Below are 20,478 nucleotides of genomic sequence, written 5' to 3' on the forward strand. Positions count from 1 at the left end.
GATGAGTCAGGCTGCACAGAACCTGAACTGGTTGATCACGAATTTCGTGGACAACACCCCCGGGGTGTCGCACACGGTCGTGGTCTCCGCCGACGGGCTGCTGCTGGCCATGTCGGAAGGCTTTCCACGGGACCGGGCCGACCAGCTCGCGGCCGTGGCGTCCGGGCTGACCTCGCTGACCGCGGGGGCGTCCCGGATCTTCGAAGGCGGGCCCGTCAACCAGACCGTGGTGGAGATGGAACGCGGTTTCCTCTTCCTCATGTCCGTCTCCGACGGCTCCTCGCTGGCCGTGCTCGCCCACCCCGAGTGCGACATCGGCCTCGTGGGCTACGAGATGGCGCTCCTCGTCGACCGAGCGGGCACGGTCCTCACCCCGGACCTCCGCGCCGAACTCCAGGGAAGCCTGCTGCACTGAGGCTTCCCACAGGTACCGCCCCAGCCCACCAACCGTCAGGCCGCGAGCCGTCCCCCACCGGCCACTCAGACGGCACGCAGACACCTTGCTGTCACGCCCGGAGGATCAATGACCCCGCCCACCGCCTCTCACGATCCGTACGGCGCCTCGGTGGACGCCAGCTACGGACCGGAGGGTGACCAGCCGCTGGTACGTCCGTACGCGATGACCGGCGGCCGTACCAGGCCCCGGTACCAGCTCGCCATCGAGGCGCTGGTCAGCACGACGGCGGACCCCGCCCACCTCGCCACGCTGCTCCCCGAGCACCAGCGGATCTGCCACCTGTGCCGCGAGGTCAAATCGGTCGCCGAGGTCTCGGCGCTGCTCAGCATGCCGCTCGGCGTGGCGCGCATCCTCGTCGCGGACCTGGCCGAAGCGGGCATGGTCGCCATCCACCAGCCGGGCAACGGCGAGGCGGGCGGCGCTCCGGACGTGACACTGCTCGAAAGGGTGCTCAGTGGACTTCGCAAGCTCTAGCGGTTCCGGCTCCGCCAGATCGACCACCAGCGCGAAGATCGTGGTGGCGGGCGGATTCGGCGTGGGCAAAACCACGTTCGTCGGCGCCGTCTCGGAGATCAACCCGCTGCGTACCGAAGCCGTCATGACCAGCGCCTCCGCCGGCATCGACGACCTCACCCACACCGGAGACAAGACCACCACCACCGTGGCCATGGACTTCGGACGCATCACCCTCGACCAGGACCTCATCCTCTACCTCTTCGGCACCCCGGGACAGGACCGCTTCTGGTTCATGTGGGACGACCTCGTACGCGGCGCCATCGGCGCCATCGTCCTCGTCGACACCCGCCGCCTCGCCGACTGCTTCCCCGCCGTCGACTACTTCGAAAACTCAGGACTCCCCTTCGTCATCGCCCTCAACGGCTTCGACGGACACCAGCCCTACACACCCGAAGAAGTACGCGAAGCACTCCAGATCGGCCCCGACACCCCCATCATCACCACCGACGCCCGCCACCGCGCCGACGCCAAAAGCGGACTCATCACCCTCGTCGAACACGCCCTCATGGCACGGCTCAAATAGTCTTTTCCATACGCCAGTTGCTGTACGCGGCCCCGGCGGTGGGCTGTGTCTTCGGACACGGCCCACCGTGGCCTTCATAACGTTTCGACAGAGAATTCACCGCGCTCCGCCACGCGTTGCGGTCGCCCGGCTCCCCTGCGCTCACCAACCTCCCGCCTTTTGGCGGATCTCGCCCCTTACGCCCGCTTTATCTGAGGCCTGGATCACTCGGAATGGCTGGTTCCCACTGTTTGGAACACAGCCGTGACACATGCTGGAATTCGACGGCTCCCGAGTGGTTGCGTTACGGCCCCGAAACGAAACACGGCACAGCGCAGGTGCCGTCGCCGAGAGGTTGTTGGTCGAGTGAGGCGAAGCAGGACGAGCTCCGCTGAGGAGGCACGGGACGGCGCCACCGCGACGCCGCGCGCAGCCGTGCCGCCGAGCGCCGCCCCGGCCGCCGCGACCGGCAGTTCCAGCCGCCTCTCCCCGCGCAACTGGCGGGTGCCCACCCGGCTGAACGCCATTCTCCTGCTGCCCGTCCTCGTCGGTCTTGTGATGGGCGGCTTCCAGGTCAAGGGGTCCGTCGACACCTGGCACGAGGCGCGGGACGCCGAGCACACCGCCCGGGTGGTGCGGGCCGCCTCCGACTACAGCCAGGCGCTGCTGAACGAGCGCGACCTGACCGCACAGCCGCTGCTCACCGGCCACCGCGACGATCCGCTCGTCAGCAGGACCAGGGCCGCCACCGACCGGGCGAAGAAGCGGTTCGACGCCGCCGCCTCGACCATGCCCGACGAGCCGCGCCTCAAGCGCCGCCTCAGCCTGTTCCGCGCCGTCGAGCCGAAGCTGGCGCGGCTGCGCGCGTCCGCGTACACCGACGCGATCGAGACCCCCGACAAGAGCGACGGGCACGGCGGTCCCGTGGCGACCCAGGAGGGCTACGTCCAGGTCCAGCACTCGCTGATGGAGTTCTCCAACGAGCTGGGCCTCGGCACGGGCAACATCACGAGCTACGGCCGCACGCTGTACGCGATCCAGCTGGCCAAGGCCGCGGAGTCGCTCCAGCGCTCGATCGGCCTCGAGCTGCTCGTCCGCCCGAACCCGAAGCCGGACATCAGGTCCGGGCAGCTGGTCGCCCTCAACTCGTACGCCTATCTGGAGGGCATCTCCGTCGAGGAGTACCAGTCGGGCGGTACGGCCGCCGACACGGCCCGCCTGACCGCCGTGATGAAGAAGGTCGCGGCGCAGGACCCGCCCAAGGGCTCCGTGCCCGCCGATGTCACTCCCCCGAGGAGTACGGGCGGGTCCGTGCTGGACGGCATGGCCGCCGCCATCGGGTCCGGGAAGAGCCCGAAGGACCTGAAGGCAGAGGGCATCACTCCCACGACCTGGATGGCGGCCTCCACCGCCAAGTTCGACGGCTACACCACGATCGAGAAGGGCCTGGTCGCCAAGGCCGTCACGGACGCGGGCGACATCGCCTCGAACGCCCGGCGCACGGCGATCCTCAACGGCGCGGGCGTACTCCTCGCCCTGCTGGTCGCGTTCGTGATCGCGGCGCTCATGGCACGCCAGATGAGCCACGCCATGCGGGCGCTGCGCACGGCCGCCTTCGGCATCGCGGAACAGCGGCTGCCGCTGATGGTCGACCAGCTCTCCCGCAGCGGGCCGAACGCGCGCCCCGAGCAGCTCGCGACGCGGGTCGCGCCCATCCCGGTCGACTCGCGCGACGAGATAGGGGAGGTCGCTCGCGCCTTCGACCAGGTGCACAGGGAGGCGGTGCGGCTCGCCGCAGAACAGGCCATGCTGCGCGGAAACGTCAATGCCATCTTCACGAACCTCTCGCGCCGCAACCAGTCGCTGATCGAGGGGCAGCTCACCCTCATCACGGAGCTGGAGAACCACGAGGGTGAGCCGGAGCAGCTGGAGAACCTGTTCAAGCTGGACCACCTCGCGACCCGGATGCGCCGCAACGGCGAGAACCTGCTGGTCCTCGCGGGCGAGGAGCCGGGCCACCGGTGGAACCAGCCGGTGTCGCTGGTGGACGTGCTGCGCGCCGCGTGCTCCGAGGTCGAGGCGTACGAGCGGATCGAGCTCGCGGGCCTGCCGGAGACGGAGATACACGGCCAGGCCGTGACCGACCTCGTCCACCTGCTGGCCGAACTGCTGGAGAACGCGACGACGTTCTCGTCGCCGCAGACGAGGGTGCGGGTCACGGCGACCCGGCTGCCGGACAGCCGGCTGATGATCGAGATCCACGACCGGGGCATCGGGCTGACGGCCGAGAACTTCGCGGAGATCAACCACAAGCTGGCCAACCCGCCCACCGTGGACGTCGCCGTCTCGCAGCGCATGGGCCTGTTCGTGGTGGGCCGCCTGGCCGACCGGCACGGCATCCGCGTGCAGTTGCGCCCCTCGGGCGAGCAGGCGGGCACCACCTCGCTGGTGATGCTGCCCGACGCGATCACCCACGGCGGGGGCGGCGGGACCGGCGCACCCGAGGATGGGTTCACGGTCTCCGGGATCATCCCCGAGCACCCCTCCGCGCTCCCCGCGGGCCAGGGGTACGGCGCCCCGGCGCTGACCGCCGCCGAACTCGGCTTCGACGACTCGCGCTACGGCCAGGACCCCGTGCACGAGGCCCGTACGCTCGACCCGGTCAACCGCACGCTGATGCGCGAGGAGCGGCGCGCCGCCCTGGAGGCCGGACCCGACCGGTCCCCCGCGGCCCTCGCACCCGGCTCCCAGGACGGGGCACAGGGCCCCGGCCTCGCTCAGGAGAGCCCGGCGCCGGCCCCGGAACAGCAGTTCTGGCTGTACGGGCAGCAGGAGCAGGACCCCGGAGCGGGAACGTACGACGGACAGCGGCAAGGGTCCGGCACGGGCATGTACGACGGGCCGCGGGAGAGCACCGGCACCGGCGTGTACGACGACGGGCGGCAGCAGGCCGCGCAGGACCCCTACGGCGACGGCCGGCCCTACCCGGTCGCACACGACGACGGATGGCAGGGGTACCCGGGCTCCCAGCCGGGCGCGGCCTACGGCGACTACGTACAGGGCACCGCGTACGTGACGCCCGGCGGGTACGGGGGCGCCCAGGCATACGGGCCGCAGGACACCTATCCGGCACAGGACGGCTATCCGGCGCAGGACACGTACCCGGCACAGGACGGCTTCCTCGGTACCGATCACCACACCGCCCCCGCCCCGTACGACGAGCAGCGTGGCGATGCCCATCCGGAAGCGCCCCACGCGACCGGAGGCGATGCCGGGGCACCGGGCGCCGAGGGCTTCGGCACCGGCTTCGAACAGGGTGAATGGGCGAACGCGGGCACCTACCAGGAGGCGTTCCCGGTTCTGCCCGAGGCGGAATCGGAGCCTGCTTTCGACGCTGACGGGAACGGCGGCGACCGGCTAGGCTTCGAGCGTTCCGGTCCTGGACCCTCGCCGAGTGCCAGCCACACGCTGACCGAGGCGGGCCTGCCGCGCCGGGGCACGGCCAAGCCGCGCCAGGACCGGCAGGAACCACCCCCCGCACAGGACACCGACACCACCACCGGCACCGGAGCGGCGGGACACCTCCCGACAGCGGCGTCCGACGGCGACAATGGACCGGACGGGGCGGACGGCCCGGAGCAGCCGCGCTCGGCGAACGACGAGCGCTTCCTCAGGGCCGGGAAGCTGCGCGATCCGAAGGCGGGCGGGGTGACCTCGTCGGGGCTGCCGAAGCGGGTGCCGAAGGCCAACCTGGTCGAGGGCTCGGCGGAGCAGGCCCCGCAGGAGGGCCCCCAGGTCTCCCGGGCGCCCGAGGACATCCGCGGCAGGCTGAGCAACCTGCGCAGCGGGGTCCAGCGGGGCCGCGACGCGGGGGCGGACATGAACAGACCGGGCCACGGCCCGGGCGGTACCTACAACCAGGAGCGTTAGTGTGAGCCCGATGAGCCAGGCGGCGCAGAATCTCAACTGGTTGATCACCAATTTCGTGGACAACACCCCCGGGGTGTCCCACACCGTGGTGGTCTCCGCCGACGGACTCCTGCTGGCCATGTCCGAGGGCTTCCCCCGGGACCGCGCCGATCAGCTCGCCGCGGTGGCGTCCGGCCTGACCTCGCTGACCGCGGGGGCGTCCCGGATCTTCGAGGGCGGCGCCGTCAACCAGACCGTCGTGGAGATGGAGCGCGGTTTCCTCTTCATCATGTCCATCTCCGACGGTTCGTCACTCGCCGTACTCGCCCACCCCGAGGCCGACATCGGCCTCGTCGGATACGAGATGGCGCTGCTGGTCGACCGAGCGGGCACAGTACTTACACCGGATCTCCGCGCCGAACTCCAAGGAAGTCTTCTCAACTGACAGACAGTGCGCTTCACGCCGCCGCACCATTAAGGTGCGGTGGCGCGGCTCCGCAGCGATGCGGGACCGGCAGCCGGCAGTCGGAGGAGGAAAAGTGGCGACACCCCCAGACGGGTACCCCTATGACGGGGCCCGGCGGTACCCCGGTGACCCAGGCCCGCACCACTCAGGTCCTGGCGCTGCGGCGGCGGGTGGCTATCCCGACGGCGGACCGTATCAGGACATGCGTCCGAACGGTCCACAGAACGGCGGCGCACAGAACAACGGCGGACAGAACGGCGGCGGACCGTACCAAGGCCCCCTCCAGGGCGGGCCCCGGCACGGCGTGTCCCAGCACGGCAACCCCTTCCCCGGCATGCACCCGAGCGGTGCGCAGCCCGGCGGGACCTATCGGAGCGGCCCCGGCGGGGTCTACCCGGGCGGCCCCGAGGGCTACCCGACGGGGGGCGCTCCCCGCCGGAGCGCCCAGCAGCCGCAGGGGCCCTACGAGCCCTCGCGCATCCAGCCGATCGCTCCCCGGCCGGCTCCCGAGCCCACCCGGGAGCCGACGGGCCCGCACAACCCCCTGGTACGCCCGTACGCGATGACGGGCGGCCGTACCAGGCCCCGGTACCAGCTCGCCATGGAGGCGCTGGTCAGCACCACGGCGGATCTCGCTTCGCTGCACGGGCAGTTGCCCGAGCACCAGCGGATCTGCCGGCTCTGCATCGAGGTCAAGTCGGTCGCCGAGATCTCGGCACTGCTCTCGATCCCCCTCGGCGTCACCCGGATTCTCGTAGCCGACCTGGCGGAGGCCGGACTTGTCGCCATTCATCAGCCCGGCGGCGACGAGTCCGCCGGCGGCCAACCAGATGTGACACTGCTCGAAAGGGTGCTCAGTGGACTTCGCAAGCTCTAGCGGCGCAGCGACCGCCCGCTCAACCACCAGCGCGAAGATCGTGGTGGCGGGCGGATTCGGCGTGGGCAAAACCACGTTCGTCGGCGCCGTCTCGGAGATCAACCCGCTGCGTACCGAAGCCGTCATGACCAGCGCCTCCGCCGGCATCGACGACCTCACCCACACCGGAGACAAGACCACCACCACCGTGGCCATGGACTTCGGACGCATCACCCTCGACCAGGACCTCATCCTCTACCTCTTCGGCACCCCGGGACAGGACCGCTTCTGGTTCATGTGGGACGACCTCGTACGCGGCGCCATCGGCGCCATCGTCCTCGTCGACACCCGCCGCCTCGCCGACTGCTTCCCCGCCGTCGACTACTTCGAAAACTCAGGACTCCCCTTCGTCATCGCCCTCAACGGCTTCGACGGACACCAGCCCTACACACCCGAAGAAGTACGCGAAGCACTCCAGATCGGCCCCGACACCCCCATCATCACCACCGACGCCCGCCACCGCGCCGACGCCAAAAGCGGACTCATCACCCTCGTCGAACACGCCCTCATGGCACGGCTGCGCTGATGCCGTGAGCAACGCGAAAGGGCCCCGTACTCCGAGGAGTCGGGGCCCTTCGCGTGGGACGTGGGACGGGACTGCGGCGGCCGCGGGGCCGTGCGGCTCCGCGCGGCGGCTCAGCCCTGCCAGCTGTGCGGGGCGCGGAAGCCGGGCGTGCGCTCCAGGCGGCGCCAGCCCGCCACGGAACGGCCGCGGCCGGCCGGGACGGCCGACTCGGTCGCCGAGGCGCGGGCGAGCAGGACCGCGGTGATCGCGGCGAGTTCCTCGGCGTCGGCCTGGCCCTTCTCGACGCGCAGCAGGGAGGCGGAAGTGATGTCGGTCATGGGTTGTCTCCGTGGATCGTCAGGTCGCCGACGGTGTCACTGCGGGGGGTTGCCGTGCTTGCGCGACGGCAGGTCCGCGTGCTTGGTACGCAGCATGGCGAGGGCGCTCACCAGGACCTCGCGGGTCTCCGCGGGGTCGATGACGTCGTCGACGAGGCCGCGCTCGGCCGCGTAGTAGGGGTGCATGAGCTCGGCCTTGTACTCCTTGACCATGCGGGCGCGCATGGCCTCGGGGTCCTCGGCGCCGAGGATCTGGCGGCGGAAGATCACGTTGGCCGCGCCCTCCGCGCCCATGACGGCGATCTCGTTGGTGGGCCAGGCGTAGGTGAGGTCGGCGCCGATGGACTGCGAGTCCATGACGATGTACGCGCCGCCGTAGGCCTTGCGCAGGATCACCGAGATGCGCGGAACGGTCGCGTTGCAGTACGCGTACAGCAGCTTGGCGCCGTGCCGGATGATCCCGCCGTGCTCCTGGTCGACGCCCGGCAGGAAGCCCGGTACGTCGAGAAGAGTGATGATCGGGATGTTGAAGGCATCACACATCTGGACGAATCGCGCGGCCTTCTCGGAGGCCTCGATGTCCAGCACGCCGGCGAGGGACTGCGGCTGGTTGGCGACGATGCCGACGACCTGCCCGTCCATCCGGCCCAGGGCGCAGATGATGTTGGTGGCCCAGCGCTCGTGGACCTCCAGGAAGTCGCCGTCGTCGACGAGCTCCTCGACGACCTTGCGCATGTCGTACGGGCGGTTGCCGTCGACGGGCACCAGGTCGAGGAGGGACTCGGCGCGGCGGTCGGCGGGGTCGTCGCTCTCGGCGGCCGGCGGGTTCTCGCGGTTGTTCTGGGGCAGCAGCGACAGGAGGTAGCGCACCTCCGCGATGCACGTCTCCTCGTCGTCGTACGCGAAGTGGCAGACGCCGGAGGTCTCGGCGTGCACGTCCGCGCCGCCGAGGCCGTTCTGCGTGATGTTCTCGCCGGTGACGGCCTTGACCACGTCGGGACCCGTGATGAACATCTGCGAGGTGTCGCGGACCATGAAGACGAAGTCCGTGAGCGCCGGGCTGTAGGCGGCGCCGCCCGCGCACGGGCCGAGCATCACGCTGATCTGCGGGATGACGCCCGAGGCGCGGGTGTTGCGCTGGAAGATGCCGCCGTAGCCGGCGAGCGCGGAGACGCCCTCCTGGATACGGGCTCCCGCGCCGTCGTTGAGGGACACCAGGGGCGCGCCGGCCGTGATGGCCATGTCCATGATCTTGTGGATCTTGGTGGCGTGGGCCTCGCCGAGCGCGCCGCCGAAGATCCGGAAGTCGTGCGCGTAGACGAAGACCGTGCGGCCCTCCACCGTGCCCCAGCCGGTGACGACACCGTCGGTGTACGGCTTCTTTTCCTCCAGCCCGAACCCGGTCGCCCGGTGCCGGCGCAACTGCTCGACCTCCCGGAACGTTCCCTCGTCGAGCAGGAGCGCGATACGCTCGTGGGCCGTGAGCTTGCCCTTGGCGTGCTGTGCCTCGGTCGCCCGGTCGCTCGGGCCTCGGCGGGCACGCTCCCGCAGGGCCCGCAGTTCCTCGACACGCCCCCTGGCGTCGACGGGCTCGCCAGGGATGTCCTCCACTACGGTCATGTTCCAACCCTACGAACCGCGCCGGTTTGCGCGCGCCGTGGGTTCCTCACAGTCTCCTTCACTGTTTCCTGGCAGAGCTGAACAGAACTCCGACCGCCGCGTGGCGACCGGACAGTTGAGTGGCCCGTCCTCTTGTGGGAACTCCATAGTCACAGCGACAGAATCACTCGTTCGGCCCATCTGGTTGAATTTTGAACCAGGGGGTTCTAGAGTTCCCCCCAGAGCGGTTCGTTGAATGTTGAATGGCACGCGCGAACGCGCACCCGTCCCCTCTCCAAGGAGCCCGTCATGGCCCTCTTCGGCCGCAAGAACACAGGTACCGACAGCAACGACACCGGCGCCGCCGCTCCCGGCCAGGGCGCCGTCGACCCGGGGCTCGCCGTGCTCAGCGGTGAGTACGTGATCGACCCCGCCCACACCGAGATCGGCTTCAGCGTCCGCCACGCCATGGTCACCAACGTGCGCGGCCACTTCGGCGAGCACGAGGGCAGCCTCTTCATCGACGGCGCGAACCCCGCGAACTCCACGGCCTCCATCGATGTCGCCATGGCCTCCGTCGACACCGGCGCCCCGGACCGCGACGGCCACCTGCGCGGCGGCGACTTCTTCGACGTCGAGGCGTTCCCGAAGATGACGTTCCGCTCGACCAGCGCCGAGGAGCGGGGCGGGGACGACTACCGCATCACCGGCGACCTCACCATCAAGGGCGTCACCAAGCCGCTCACCATCGACCTGGAGTTCAACGGCGCGGCCACCGACCCGTTCGGCAACCAGCGCATCGGGTTCGAGGGCACGGCCGAGCTGCTGCGCTCCGACTGGGGCCTGACCTACAACGCCGCACTGGAGACCGGCGGCGTGCTGGTCGGCGACAAGATCAAGCTCGTCTTCGACATCTCGGCCATCAAGCAGGCCCCGGCCGCCTGACCCGGCGCGCCCCGGCACCCGGGGAGCGCGGCGGGCGGCACCCCTGGCCGCCCGCCCTCCCGGGCCCGTGCGCCCGTAGGCAACGGCTCCGGGGCTCGTGCGCCCGTAGATGCGGCTCCGGGGTCCGTGCGTTCGCGGACAGGGACTCGGAGTCCGAGTGCCCGCGGGCACGACTCCCGATCCCGTGCGCCCGCGGGCACGGATCAGCCCCCGAAGCCGCCGTCTCCCCCGCCGAAGCCACCGCCGCCGTCCCCGAAGCCGCCGCCGCCGAAATCACCGGGGTCGTAGTCCGCCCCCGAGGTGTCGCCGCCCGCGTCCCCTCCGTAGCCGCCGCCGTCCGCCGCGTAGGCCGGGCCGGTCAGTGCCGAGCCGAGGATCGTGACGAACAGCAGGCCGGGCAGCAGGCCGCCGCCGAAGTAGCCGCCCGCCCAGGGCCCGTACACCGGCCCCGCCTCCCAGTAGGGCCGCCGGCCGTAGACCGTCTCCACGGTGCGCCCCGCCGGCTCCTCGCCGGTCTCGATCCGGGCCGCGTCGGCCGCACAGACCGGCACCGCGCGCGGCACACCGCCCTCCGGCATCCACTCCTCGTCCCGTACCGACGGGCCGTGCCGCGGGTCGAAGAAGCACGGCGGGCGCCGCTCGGGAAGCGCGGTGCCCGCCCTGCGCGCCGCCAGCGAGGCGAGCGCGAACCTGCCGTCCTCCAGGGCGGACGTCACCGGGCGTACGTCCTCGGGGTGGCGTGCCGCCGCCATCCGCGCCTTCGCGGCCTCGTACGCGTCGAGCCCGCGCCGGTAGTCCTCCCGCATCGCCTCGTCCACGCCCGCCTCGTCCGGGTGGAAGTCGAGCCGGTCGAGTTCCTCGCCGTAGGCCGTGATGTCCTCGTCCACGACCACCCGCAGGCGCTCCAGGGCCTCACGCTCCTCGGAGGCGCGCCGGTTGCGGCCGCGCCGGGCGACGGCGTAGACGCCCGCCGTACCCGCGACGACCGCGGCGCCGAGCACCGCGAGCGCGGTCCCGGAGCCGGGACCGCCCGCGGAGTCGCCGTTCCAGGAGGACGGGGCGTGGCCGCGCAGCTGCGGGAGCGCCTGGTCCACAAAGGTGTTGAGCTGGGTGTTCGCGGAGACGGGCCCGCCAGGTTTCGCCGCGGCCGTCAGGTTGGCGACGGCCTGCCTGGACAGGACGGAGGAATCCGCGCCGGCGTTGAAGCCGGTGCCGAGCCGGATCGCGTACAGGCCCGTGACGCCGGTGTCGGTGCGCACCGTGCGCAGGACGCTGTCCGGCGGGAACTGCGCGTTGCGCGGCAGGACGGCGACGAACAGCGGCTTGTCCGCCTTCTTTATCTTGTTCGCGATCGCGTTGGCCTGGGCCCCGGAGAGCTCGCCCGACGCGCGCGGGTCGACGTAGACGGGCCCGCGCTGGAGGGCGGAGGCCACGGTCCCGGGCCCGGTGGCGGCCTCAGTGGCCGGCGCGACCACAAAGGCGGCGGCCGATCCGGCGAGCAGGACCCCCGCGACGGTGGTGGATCGCCTGTGCCCCATACGGCCACTTTAGGGCCTTTTGTACTAAATCGTTGCCCGAACGGGTGATCGTGGCCGGAAGGCCGGCGGACCGGCAGGCCGGCCAGACACGGGAAACCGCGGGGACTCGCGGGCGCAGAGCCGGTCGCGGCAGTCCGCTCAGGGTGCCGAGCGGCGCACCACGAGGTCCGTCGGCAGGACCACGGGCTCGTCCGGCGCCCGGACGCCGCCGAGGTGGCCGAGGAGCATCCGGGCCGCGGTCTCGCCGAGCAGCCCCGCGGGCTGCCGGACGGTGGTGAGCGGCGGTTCGGTGTGCCGCGCCATCGGCAGGTCGTCGAAGCCGATCACCGCGACGTCGTCGGGCACGGTGCGGCCCGCGGCGCGCAGGGCCCGCAGCGCGCCCGCGGCGCTGAGGTCGTTGTGGGCGAAGACGGAGTCGAAGGGCGTGCCCGCCGCGAGGTGCCGCTCGACCGCGTCGCGGCCGGCCCGCTCGGTGAAGTCGCCCGGGGCCACGACGTGTTCGGGCAGGACCGAGGCGAAGCCGCGCAGCCGGTCCTGTACGCAGGGGAAGTGCCCGGGGCCGGTGATCACGAGGGGCCGCCGCCGCCCGCCCGCCCTGAGGTGGCGGGCGGCACCGGCCGCGCCCTCGTGGTTGGTCGTCACGACGGAGGGGAACGCCGGGTGCCGGCCCCGGTCGTCGATCAGGACGACGGGCAGCCCGCCCCGGTGCATGGCGGCGATGGTGTCGAGAGTGTTCTCCGGCTCGACGACGAGGAGCCCGTCGAAGGCGCGGGCGGAGACCTGGGACGCGAACCGCTCGACGGACTCGGTGCCCCGGTTGCAGGTGTAGAGGAGCAGCCCGTACCCGGCCGCCTCGACGGTGTCCACGACGCCCTGGAGCACCTCCGCGATCCAGGACCAGGTGAGCGAGGGCACCAGCATGCCGAGGGTCCTGCTGGTGCCGCGGGCGAGGCCGACGGCGCCCGAGCTCGGGACGTAGCCGAGCCGGCCGATGACCGAGCGGACGCGGGCGGCCGTCGCCCGGTCGACTTCACTTCTGGTATTGATGACGCGCGAAACGGTCGTCTTGCTCACGCCGGCCTCGCGTGCGACGTCCGCGATCGTCACACGCATGCTGACCTCCCGCTCCGCCCGCCGTCGAGGAAATGCTGCCGGTACCGCAACCGATTCCGGAACCGGTACCGGCGCCGGACGGTGAGTCAACCGCGCGCCGGACGTGCCGTCAACACTTCACGCGGACATTGGTCCGCACCTTTGTTACAGAGCACGGGGGCCGCAGGTCAGGCCCGAAGAGGGCGCCCCACGCGTTCAGTTCCTGAAAACGGAACCCCTTGACGGATGTCCGGGGGCGCAGTTCACTCTCGCCGCACCCTGAATCGCTCCCCCACCTCAGTGTCGAGAAGGGCAGCCCCACCATGCAGAAACCGACTGGCACAGGCCGCCGGCTGGCGAGCGTCGCGCTCGCCGGCGCGCTGGCCACCGCCGGCCTCACCGGCCTCGCCGCCACTTCGGCGCACGCCGCGAACGAGCAGGTGAACATCACGCTCACCAGCACGGACGACTCCGGCGGCCGCCATGTGACCCGGGGCCTCCAGCAGCAGACCCCGGTCGCCTTCCAGTCCGGGACGGGAGGCAGCGGCACCAACATCACCGTCGACGAGAACACCAAGTACCAGAAGTTCACCGGCGCGGGCGCGTCGTTCACGGACACCGCGGCGTACCTGATGAACAGCAGCGGCGCGCTGTCGCAGGCGACCAGGACCGACGTGATGAACAAGCTGTTCTCGCCGACCTCCGGCATCGGCGTCAGCTTCCTGCGCAACCCGATGGGCGCCTCCGACCTGGCCCGCAACAGCTACACGTACGACGACGGCGCGGCCGACCCGAGCCTGTCGCGGTTCTCGCTGGCGCACGACCAGACCGACGTCATCCCGCTGACCAAGCAGGCGAAGCAGCTCAACCCCGCGCTGACGGTGATGGCCTCGCCGTGGACCGCGCCGCCCTGGATGAAGGACAACAACAGCTACAACCAGGGCTGGCTCCAGTCCCAGTACTACGGCGCCTACGCCCAGTACTTCGTGAAGTACATCCAGGGCTACCAGGCCGCGGGCATCCCCGTCGACTACGTCTCTGAGCAGAACGAGCCGACGGTCGGCTCCGACTATCCGGGCATGAACTGGAACGGGTCGGGGCTGGCCTACTTCGCGAAGAACGACCTGCTGCCCGCGCTCCAGAACGCCGGGCTGAAGACCAAGGTCCTCGCGCTGGACTGGAATCCGGACTCCTACCAGTCGTTCGCCGCGCCCAGCGTGGACGACGCCGCGATCCGCGACCACCCGAACTTCGGCGGCATCGCGTACCACGGCTACACGGGCAACATCGACGTGCAGACGCAGGTCCACAACCAGTACCCGGACGTGCCCGCGTTCGACACCGAGCACTCGGGCGGCACCTGGATCGGCAACCAGCAGAACGAGGACATGAACAACCTTGTCGACTACTTCCGCAACTGGGGGCAGAGCTGGGTGAAGTGGTCGCTCGCGGTGGACCAGAACATGGGCCCGCACAACGGCGGTTGCGGCACCTGCACCGGCCTCGTCACCGTGCACGACGACGGCAGCGGCAAGGTCGACTACACCGTCGAGTACTACACGATGGGCCAGGTCACGAAGTTCGTGAAGCCGGGTGCGACGCGGATCGACTCGACCTCGTCCACCGCGCTGCCGAACGTGGCGTTCCAGAACCCGGACGGGTCCAAGGCGCTGGTGGCGTACAACGGTTCCGGTTCCGCGCAGCAGATACGCGTCAACTGGGGCGGCGAGAACTTCAGTTACTCGGTCCCGGCGAACACCTCGGCCACGTTCACCTGGTCGGGTGCCCAGGCGGGTGGTCCGTCCTCACAGACGGGCACCTTTCGGGGCCTCGCCGGCAAGTGCCTCGATGTGGCGGGTGCGAACAGCGCGAACGGCACGGCCGTAGACCTCTACGACTGCAACGGCACCGCCGCCCAGCAGTGGTCCGTCGGCTCGGACGGCACGATCAAGGCGCTCGGCAAGTGCCTCGACGTGAACGCGGCGTCGACGGCGAACGGGGCCAAGGTGCAGCTGTACGACTGCAACGGCACGGGGGCGCAGCAGTGGCGGGTCGAGGCAGCGGGCGACGTGGTCAACACCGCGGCGAACAAGTGCCTCGACGTGACGGGCCAGTCCTCGGCGAACAGCACCCCGGTCCAGCTGTGGAGCTGCACCGGGACGGCCAACCAGAAGTGGACGCTTTCATAGCGGTCCGCGCGATCCGTGCGGCCCGCGCGATCCGTGCGGGCCGTATGGGCCGTATGGGCCGTACGTGCCGTGCGGTGGCGCCCCCGGGCGGGGGGCCCGGGGGGGGGCCCCGGGGGGCCCGGGGGGGCGGGGGCCCCCCCGGGGGCCCCGGCCGGGGAGGACAGGGCGCGGCGCCCCCGGCCGGGTGCGCCCCGCGGCGCGCCCGCGGGCGGGGGGGGGGGGGGGGGGGGGCGGGGGCGGGGGCGCGGGGGGGGGCCCCCCCGGGGCCCGCCCCCCCCCCCCCCCGTCCGCGTGCCGCTCGGCGGCAATCGGCGCCCGCGGTGGCCCCTGGCCTGTCCGAACGTGAGGCTACGCCTCGGCCGGTTCGACCCCGGCGCGCAGCAGCCCGTAGGTGTACGCGTCGGCCAGCGCGTGCCAGGACGCGGCGATGACGTTCTCGCCGACGCCGACCGTCGACCAGTCGCCGCTGCCGTCGGAGGTGGTGATGAGCACGCGGGTGGTGGACTCGGTGCCCTGCTTCCCCTCCAGGATGCGGACCTTGTAGTCCACCAGCTGGAAGGAGGCGAGCGGCGGGTAGATGCGTTCGAGGCCCGCCCGCATGGCGAGGTCCAGCGCGTTGACCGGGCCGTTGCCCTCCCCGGTGGCCACGATCCGCTCGCCCTTGGCCCACAGCTTCACGGTGGCCTCGTTGGCGTGGCTGCCGTCGGGGCGGTCCTCGACGATGGCGCGCCAGGACTCGGTGCGGAAGTAGCTGACCGGGCGGCCCTCGGCCTCGGCGCGCAGCATCAGCTCGAACGACGCGTCGGCGGCCTCGTAGGTGTAGCCCTGGAGTTCACGCTCCTTGACGCGGGCGACGACACGGCCGACCAGGTCGCGGTCCCCGCTCAGGTCGAAGCCGAGCTCCTTGCCCTTGAGCTCGACGGAGGCGCGGCCCGCCATGTCGGAGACCAGCATGCGCATGGTGTTGCCGACGACCTCGGGGTCGATGTGCTGGTAGAGGTCCGGGTCGACCTTGATCGCGGAGGCGTGCAGGCCGCCCTTGTGGGCGAACGCGGAGACGCCGACGTAGGGCTGGTGGGTGGACGGCGCGAGGTTGACGACTTCGGCGATCGCGTGCGAGATCCGTGTCATCTCCGCGAGCGCGCCCGGGGGCAGCACCCGCCGGTCGTACTTGAGCTCCAGCGCGGCCACCACCGGGAACAGGTTGCAGTTGCCGACCCGCTCCCCGTACCCGTTCGCCGTGCACTGCACATGGGTCGCGCCCGCGTCGACGGCCGCGAAGGTGTTCGCCACCGCGCACCCCGAGTCGTCCTGCGTGTGGATGCCCAGGCGCGCGCCGGTGGCGGCGAGCACCTCTGTGACGACCGTGTGCACCTGTGCGGGCAGCATCCCGCCGTTGGTGTCGCACAGCACGACCACGTCCGCGCCCGCGCCCGCCGCCGTACGCACCACCGACAGCGCGTAGTCGGGATTCGCCCGGTACCCGTCGAAGAAGTGCTCGCAGTCCACGAACACCCGCCGCCCCTGCTCCCGCAGGTAGGAGACGGTGTCCCGGATCATCTCCAGGTTCTCCTCCAGCGTGGTGCGCAACGCCAGCTCCACATGGCGGTCGTGGGACTTCGCCACCAGCGTCACCACCGGCGCGCCGGACTCCACCAGGCCCCTGACCTGGGGATCGCTCGCCGCGTCCCCGCCCGCCTTGCGGGTCGAGCCGAACGCCACCAGCTGCGCGTGCCGGAAGTCGATCTCCTTGCGGGCCCGCGCGAAGAACTCGGTGTCCCGCGGGTTGGCGCCCGGCCATCCGCCCTCGATGAACCCGACCCCGAACTCGTCCAGGTACCGGGCGATGGCCAGCTTGTCCGCCACCGTGAGGTTGATGCCCTCACGCTGCGCGCCGTCGCGCAGCGTCGTGTCGAAGACGTGGAAAGCGTCGGATCGGCCGTCGGGAGCCGTGGACTGGGTGGTCATACGAGTTGCTCCTGTCAAGGGGGCGCGGGGCCGCCGGGAAAACGAAAAGACCCCTCGCGGATGCGAGAGGTCTGCGCGCGGGTCGTGGCACGAATGCCGCCGCGTACGTCAGGGGTACGGGACGGTCACTGTGGACCGGCGCGCCTGCTGCCAATAATCATGGCGAACGAGAGCACGCGCCGATTTTCGCACGGCTTGCCGTTCTGGGAAGCCCTGTCTCACGATGCGGGCGCCGGGAGCGTCCGGCGGCGGCGTCAGCCTCCCGCCGGCCTACCGTCCCGTACGGCCCCGGCGCCGTCGCCGGCCGCCGGCCCGCGCCGGCCCCTCGGCCGCACGCGCGGGGCCAGTACCGGTCAGACGACCCGGTGCAGCCAGCCGTGCACGTCCTCGGCGGCGCCCGTCTGGATGTCGAGCAGCGCCTTGCGCAGGCGCATGGTGACCTCGCCGGGCGCGGGCACGGTCCAGTTCCCGGCCTTCGACTGGACCTCGCCGACCGGGGTGATCACGGCGGCCGTGCCGCAGCCGAAGACCTCGGTGAGCGAGCCGTCCGCGGCGGCCCTGCGCCAGTCCTCGACGGAGATGCGCTCCTCTGCGACCTCGTAGCCGAGGTCGGCCGCGATCGTCAGGAGGGAGTCCCGCACGATGCCGGCGAGCAGGGAACCGGAGAAGGACGGGGTGACGACCCGGTCGCCGTAGACGAAGAACAGGTTGTTCGTGCCCATCTCCTCGATCCACTTGCGCTCCACGCCGTCGAGCCAGACCACCTGGTCGCAGCCGTGCGCGGTGGCCTCGGCCTGCGCGAGCAGCGAGGACGCGTAGTTGCCTCCGGCCTTCGCCTCGCCGGTGCCGCCGGGCGCGGCGCGGACGTAGTCGTCGGAGATCCACACCGAGACGGGCCGCACGCCGCCGCTGAAGTAGGCGCCGGCCGGCGAGGCGATGACGAGGAAGAGGAACTCGTTCGCGGGGTGGACGCCCACGCCGACCTCGGTCGCGAACATGAAGGGCCGCAGGTAGAGGCTCTCCTCGCCGCTCGCGGGCACCCAGTCGACGTCCTGCTTGACGAGGGCGTCGCAGGCCTCGATGAACAGCTCCTCGGGCAGCTCGGGCATCGCCATGCGGCGGGCGGAGCGCTGGAAGCGGCGGGCGTTGGCCTCGGGGCGGAACGTGGCGACCGAGCCGTCCGCGTTCCGGTACGCCTTGAGCCCCTCGAAGATCGTCTGCGCGTAGTGCAGCGTCATGTTGGCGGGGTCGAGGGAGAGCGGCGCGTAGGGCACGAGCTGGGCGTCGTGCCAGCCGCGGCCCTCGGTCCAGCTGATCGTCACCATGTGGTCGGTGAAGTGGCGGCCGAAGCCGGGGTTGGCCAGGATGCGCTCGCGGTCGGCGGCGGAAACCAGGTTCGACGAGGGCTTGAGCTCGATCGTGGGCGTGGTCATGAGTAATCGTCCTTCACCGGTTGTGTGGGTCGGACCGCGTCACACCCCTGGCTGTCCGCGGGGGCCTCTCGTTCCGGTCCTGTCGGGCTCACTGATCCGACCTGATCCGAACGAAAGGTCCTAGGACATCCGAGTACCCCTGTGGACAGCGGTCGCAGTGACGATTATCCCGCGTACGCGGCGCTGGTCGAGGGCGGGAGGGGCGTGAGTACGGCCACTGATGGGTGGTGCGCCCGGTGGCAGCACGCGACAGCCGCCGGGCCATGTGCACCCGGCGGCTGTCGTGAGGGGTCCGTCGGGTCAGCTCGCTACGCGTACCGCGAGCGCGTCGCCGATCTCGTCCGTGGTGCGGCTCGCCGCGCCGCGCTCCGCCAGGTCGGCCGTGACGGCCTCCTCGACCCTGGCGGCTTCGGCGTCGAGGCCGAGGTGGCGCAGCAGCAGCGCCACCGAGAGGACGGTGGCCGTCGGGTCGGCCTTGCCCTGGCCCGCGATGTCCGGCGCGGAGCCGTGGACCGGCTCGAACATGGACGGGAAGGTGCGGTCCGGGTTGATGTTCGCGGACGCGGCGAGGCCGATGCCGCCGCTGACGGCGGCGGCGAGGTCGGTCAGGATGTCGCCGAAGAGGTTGTCGGTGACGATGACGTCGAAGCGCTCGGGCTGGGTGACGAGGAAGATCGTCGCGGCGTCGACGTGCAGATAGTCCGTGGTGACCTCGGGGTACTCCTGGCCCACCCGGTCGAAGATGTTCTTCCACATGTGGCCCGCGTAGACGAGGACGTTGTTCTTGTGGACCAGCGTCAGCTTCTTGCGGGGGCGCGCCTTGGCCCGCTCGTAGGCGTCGCGGACGACGCGCTCCACGCCGTAGGCCGTGTTGAGGCTGACCTCGGTGGCCACCTCGGCGGGGGTGCCGGTGCGCAGCGAGCCGCCATTGCCCGTGTAGGGGCCCTCGGTGCCCTCGCGCACGACGACGAAGTCGATCGAGGGGGTGCCGGCGAGCGGCGTCCCGGTGTTCGGGAACAGGCGCGAGGGGCGCAGGTTCACGTAGTGGTCGAACGCGAACCGCAGCTTGAGCAGCAGCCCGCGCTCCAGGACGCCCGACGGCACGGACGGGTCGCCGATGGCGCCGAGCAGGATGGCGTCGTGGCCCTTGAGGGCCTCGAAATCCTCGTCCGGGAGGGTCTCCCCGGTGCGGTGCCAGCGGCCCGCCCCGAGGTCGTAGTGCTTGGTCTCCAGCTTCACATCCTGCGGGAGGACCGCCTCGAGGACCTTGAGGCCCTGAGCCACGACTTCCTTGCCGATGCCATCACCGGGGATCACTGCGAGATCGATGCTGCGAGACATGGCCGCAGCCTAACCCCCGTCCCAGGGGATGACATCGGCCGTCCACATGGCGGACCTCGCGGATGCCGTCCGGAGTCGCCCCGAGTCGCCGGGGAACGTCCGGGCCCCGGCGCCGAGCCGCTCCGGGCGGCCGGCGGTCAGTGGCCGGTGGAGCCGCCGTTGTCCCGGCGGTCGAGGGCGCGCTGAAGGGCGGCCGCCGCGTTCCTGCGGTCGGACTCGCCGGTACGGGGAGTGTGCCGGACACGGATGCGACGGACGGTCGTCTCTGCCATGGGAATCGACTCCTTCTGCCAGCTGGAGCCGCACTGCGGCGGGGCGCGGCGCGGCACGCGAGGGGGCCGGACAGGGGTGGGGGACGCACTCCGCAGGGGTCACCTGCCTCGGAGGGTCCGCATCCGCCGTTCGCTCGATGGAGCGGCATGCTCGGCACTTACCACGCTAAGGGAGCGGGTCCTCGCTGTCTGCATCATTACTCGGACGTCCTACTATCTGAGACGGACCGCACTCCCGAGGGTGAATCCGGTGCGCGCACGGCCGCGAGCGCGCGCAGTTCCCCGACGGGCACAGGGGGCAGCCGCTGCGGGAGGGGAACGCGGGACTCGCGGGCATGGCGGTGCGACAGACGCCGGCCGGCGGGCATGGCGGTGCGACAGACGGCGGCGGGCGGGCACAAGGCCGCCCCCCGCCGGGGGGGGGGGGGGGGGGGGGGGGCCGCGCGGGCGGGGGGGGGGGGGGGGGGGGGCCCCGGGGGGGGGGGCGGGGGG

At 71.4% G+C, this 20,478-nt stretch carries 17 protein-coding genes; 9 read left to right on the plus strand and 8 right to left on the minus strand.

All coding sequences use genetic code 11. The annotated features are described in order from the left end of the window. The first annotated feature begins 1 nt into the window (after position 1). The 7 genes from LCE31_RS05910 to LCE31_RS05940 all read left to right on the plus strand — a co-directional run bounded on the left by LCE31_RS05910 (position 2) and on the right by LCE31_RS05940 (position 7,292). Positions 2 to 415, plus strand: a complete 414-nt coding sequence (locus LCE31_RS05910) for a roadblock/LC7 domain-containing protein (protein WP_030351794.1) — start codon at positions 2 to 4, stop codon at positions 413 to 415. A 108-nt stretch (positions 416 to 523) separates the two neighbouring features. Then, positions 524 to 931 carry a DUF742 domain-containing protein gene (locus LCE31_RS05915; RefSeq protein WP_225012903.1) on the plus strand — a complete coding sequence of 136 codons (408 nt, stop codon included), beginning with the start codon at positions 524 to 526 and terminating at the stop codon, positions 929 to 931. Then, on the plus strand, positions 912 to 1,496 hold the full coding sequence (locus tag LCE31_RS05920) for a GTP-binding protein (RefSeq protein WP_225012904.1): 585 nt from the start codon (positions 912 to 914) through the stop codon (positions 1,494 to 1,496). Before LCE31_RS05915 ends, LCE31_RS05920 begins: the two co-directional genes overlap by 20 nt. Positions 1,497 to 1,841: 345 nt before the next feature. Beyond that, positions 1,842 to 5,405: a sensor histidine kinase gene (locus LCE31_RS05925; RefSeq protein WP_225012905.1), complete on the plus strand. Its 3,564-nt coding sequence runs from the start codon at positions 1,842 to 1,844 to the stop codon at positions 5,403 to 5,405. Positions 5,406 to 5,415: 10 nt separating this feature from the next. After that, a complete protein-coding gene (locus LCE31_RS05930; RefSeq protein WP_026057603.1) occupies positions 5,416 to 5,829 on the plus strand; it encodes a roadblock/LC7 domain-containing protein in 414 nt (137 codons plus the stop codon). Positions 5,830 to 5,923: 94 nt separating this feature from the next. After that, positions 5,924 to 6,727: a DUF742 domain-containing protein gene (locus LCE31_RS05935; RefSeq protein WP_374118413.1), complete on the plus strand. Its 804-nt coding sequence runs from the start codon at positions 5,924 to 5,926 to the stop codon at positions 6,725 to 6,727. After that, positions 6,708 to 7,292, plus strand: a complete 585-nt coding sequence (locus LCE31_RS05940) for a GTP-binding protein (RefSeq protein ID WP_225012907.1) — start codon at positions 6,708 to 6,710, stop codon at positions 7,290 to 7,292. Before LCE31_RS05935 ends, LCE31_RS05940 begins: the two co-directional genes overlap by 20 nt. A 110-nt stretch (positions 7,293 to 7,402) precedes the next feature. Here the strand turns inward: LCE31_RS05940 and LCE31_RS05945 are convergent, their stop codons facing one another. Both LCE31_RS05945 and LCE31_RS05950 read right to left on the minus strand, forming a co-directional pair. Next, positions 7,403 to 7,609, minus strand: coding sequence for an acyl-CoA carboxylase subunit epsilon (locus LCE31_RS05945; RefSeq protein WP_225012908.1), 207 nt, complete (start codon positions 7,607 to 7,609; stop codon positions 7,403 to 7,405). Positions 7,610 to 7,645: 36 nt separating this feature from the next. Beyond that, positions 7,646 to 9,229: an acyl-CoA carboxylase subunit beta gene (locus LCE31_RS05950; RefSeq protein ID WP_225012909.1), complete on the minus strand. Its 1,584-nt coding sequence runs from the start codon at positions 9,227 to 9,229 to the stop codon at positions 7,646 to 7,648. Positions 9,230 to 9,517: 288 nt separating this feature from the next. On the opposite strand from LCE31_RS05950, the gene LCE31_RS05955 reads away from it, so the two are divergent. Beyond that, entirely contained in the window at positions 9,518 to 10,153 is a 636-nt protein-coding gene (locus LCE31_RS05955; protein ID WP_225012910.1) for a YceI family protein, read from the plus strand. Between the two features lie 203 nt (positions 10,154 to 10,356). On the opposite strand, the gene LCE31_RS05960 is transcribed toward LCE31_RS05955, so the two are convergent. Together LCE31_RS05960 and LCE31_RS05965 are read right to left on the minus strand one after the other, a co-directional pair. After that, positions 10,357 to 11,691 (minus strand): hypothetical protein, encoded by a 1,335-nt coding sequence (locus tag LCE31_RS05960; protein ID WP_225012911.1) that lies wholly within the window; start codon positions 11,689 to 11,691, stop codon positions 10,357 to 10,359. A 138-nt stretch (positions 11,692 to 11,829) separates the two neighbouring features. After that, positions 11,830 to 12,804: a LacI family DNA-binding transcriptional regulator gene (locus tag LCE31_RS05965; RefSeq protein ID WP_225012912.1), complete on the minus strand. Its 975-nt coding sequence runs from the start codon at positions 12,802 to 12,804 to the stop codon at positions 11,830 to 11,832. A gap of 302 nt (positions 12,805 to 13,106) precedes the next feature. On the opposite strand from LCE31_RS05965, the gene LCE31_RS05970 reads away from it, so the two are divergent. Continuing rightward, the gene (locus LCE31_RS05970; protein WP_225012913.1) at positions 13,107 to 14,972 is read left to right on the plus strand and encodes a ricin-type beta-trefoil lectin domain protein; all 1,866 of its coding nucleotides are present in this window, start codon (positions 13,107 to 13,109) and stop codon (positions 14,970 to 14,972) included. Between the two features lie 348 nt (positions 14,973 to 15,320). On the opposite strand, the gene cimA is transcribed toward LCE31_RS05970, so the two are convergent. From cimA to LCE31_RS40315, 4 genes are all read right to left on the minus strand, one after another. Next, the gene (gene cimA, locus LCE31_RS05975) at positions 15,321 to 16,940 is read right to left on the minus strand and encodes a citramalate synthase (RefSeq protein ID WP_225012914.1); all 1,620 of its coding nucleotides are present in this window, start codon (positions 16,938 to 16,940) and stop codon (positions 15,321 to 15,323) included. Positions 16,941 to 17,293: 353 nt separating this feature from the next. Next, positions 17,294 to 18,373, minus strand: coding sequence for a branched-chain amino acid aminotransferase (locus tag LCE31_RS05980; RefSeq protein WP_225012915.1), 1,080 nt, complete (start codon positions 18,371 to 18,373; stop codon positions 17,294 to 17,296). A gap of 300 nt (positions 18,374 to 18,673) precedes the next feature. Beyond that, on the minus strand, positions 18,674 to 19,714 hold the full coding sequence (locus tag LCE31_RS05985) for a 3-isopropylmalate dehydrogenase (RefSeq protein WP_225012916.1): 1,041 nt from the start codon (positions 19,712 to 19,714) through the stop codon (positions 18,674 to 18,676). Between the two features lie 137 nt (positions 19,715 to 19,851). Then, positions 19,852 to 19,986 (minus strand): hypothetical protein, encoded by a 135-nt coding sequence (locus LCE31_RS40315; protein ID WP_263631499.1) that lies wholly within the window; start codon positions 19,984 to 19,986, stop codon positions 19,852 to 19,854. Positions 19,987 to 20,478: the final 492 nt, after the last annotated feature.

Origin of the sequence: Streptomyces sp. 8L (assembly GCF_020176795.1) — a bacterium.
In the GTDB taxonomy this organism is placed as follows: Bacteria; Actinomycetota; Actinomycetes; order Streptomycetales; family Streptomycetaceae; genus Streptomyces.

Coding starts and splice junctions, on each gene's coding strand:
- LCE31_RS05945 (WP_225012908.1), bottom strand. CDS start 7,609: ATGACCGACATCACTTCCGCCTCCCTGCTGCGCGTCGAGAAGGGCCAG.
- LCE31_RS05980 (WP_225012915.1), bottom strand. CDS start 18,373: ATGACCACGCCCACGATCGAGCTCAAGCCCTCGTCGAACCTGGTTTCC.
- LCE31_RS05985 (WP_225012916.1), bottom strand. CDS start 19,714: ATGTCTCGCAGCATCGATCTCGCAGTGATCCCCGGTGATGGCATCGGC.
- LCE31_RS05950 (WP_225012909.1), bottom strand. CDS start 9,229: ATGACCGTAGTGGAGGACATCCCTGGCGAGCCCGTCGACGCCAGGGGG.
- cimA (WP_225012914.1), bottom strand. CDS start 16,940: ATGACCACCCAGTCCACGGCTCCCGACGGCCGATCCGACGCTTTCCAC.
- LCE31_RS05970 (WP_225012913.1), top strand. CDS start 13,107: ATGCAGAAACCGACTGGCACAGGCCGCCGGCTGGCGAGCGTCGCGCTC.
- LCE31_RS05955 (WP_225012910.1), top strand. CDS start 9,518: ATGGCCCTCTTCGGCCGCAAGAACACAGGTACCGACAGCAACGACACC.
- LCE31_RS05965 (WP_225012912.1), bottom strand. CDS start 12,804: ATGCGTGTGACGATCGCGGACGTCGCACGCGAGGCCGGCGTGAGCAAG.
- LCE31_RS40315 (WP_263631499.1), bottom strand. CDS start 19,986: ATGGCAGAGACGACCGTCCGTCGCATCCGTGTCCGGCACACTCCCCGT.
- LCE31_RS05960 (WP_225012911.1), bottom strand. CDS start 11,691: ATGGGGCACAGGCGATCCACCACCGTCGCGGGGGTCCTGCTCGCCGGA.
- LCE31_RS05915 (WP_225012903.1), top strand. CDS start 524: ATGACCCCGCCCACCGCCTCTCACGATCCGTACGGCGCCTCGGTGGAC.
- LCE31_RS05930 (WP_026057603.1), top strand. CDS start 5,416: ATGAGCCAGGCGGCGCAGAATCTCAACTGGTTGATCACCAATTTCGTG.
- LCE31_RS05910 (WP_030351794.1), top strand. CDS start 2: ATGAGTCAGGCTGCACAGAACCTGAACTGGTTGATCACGAATTTCGTG.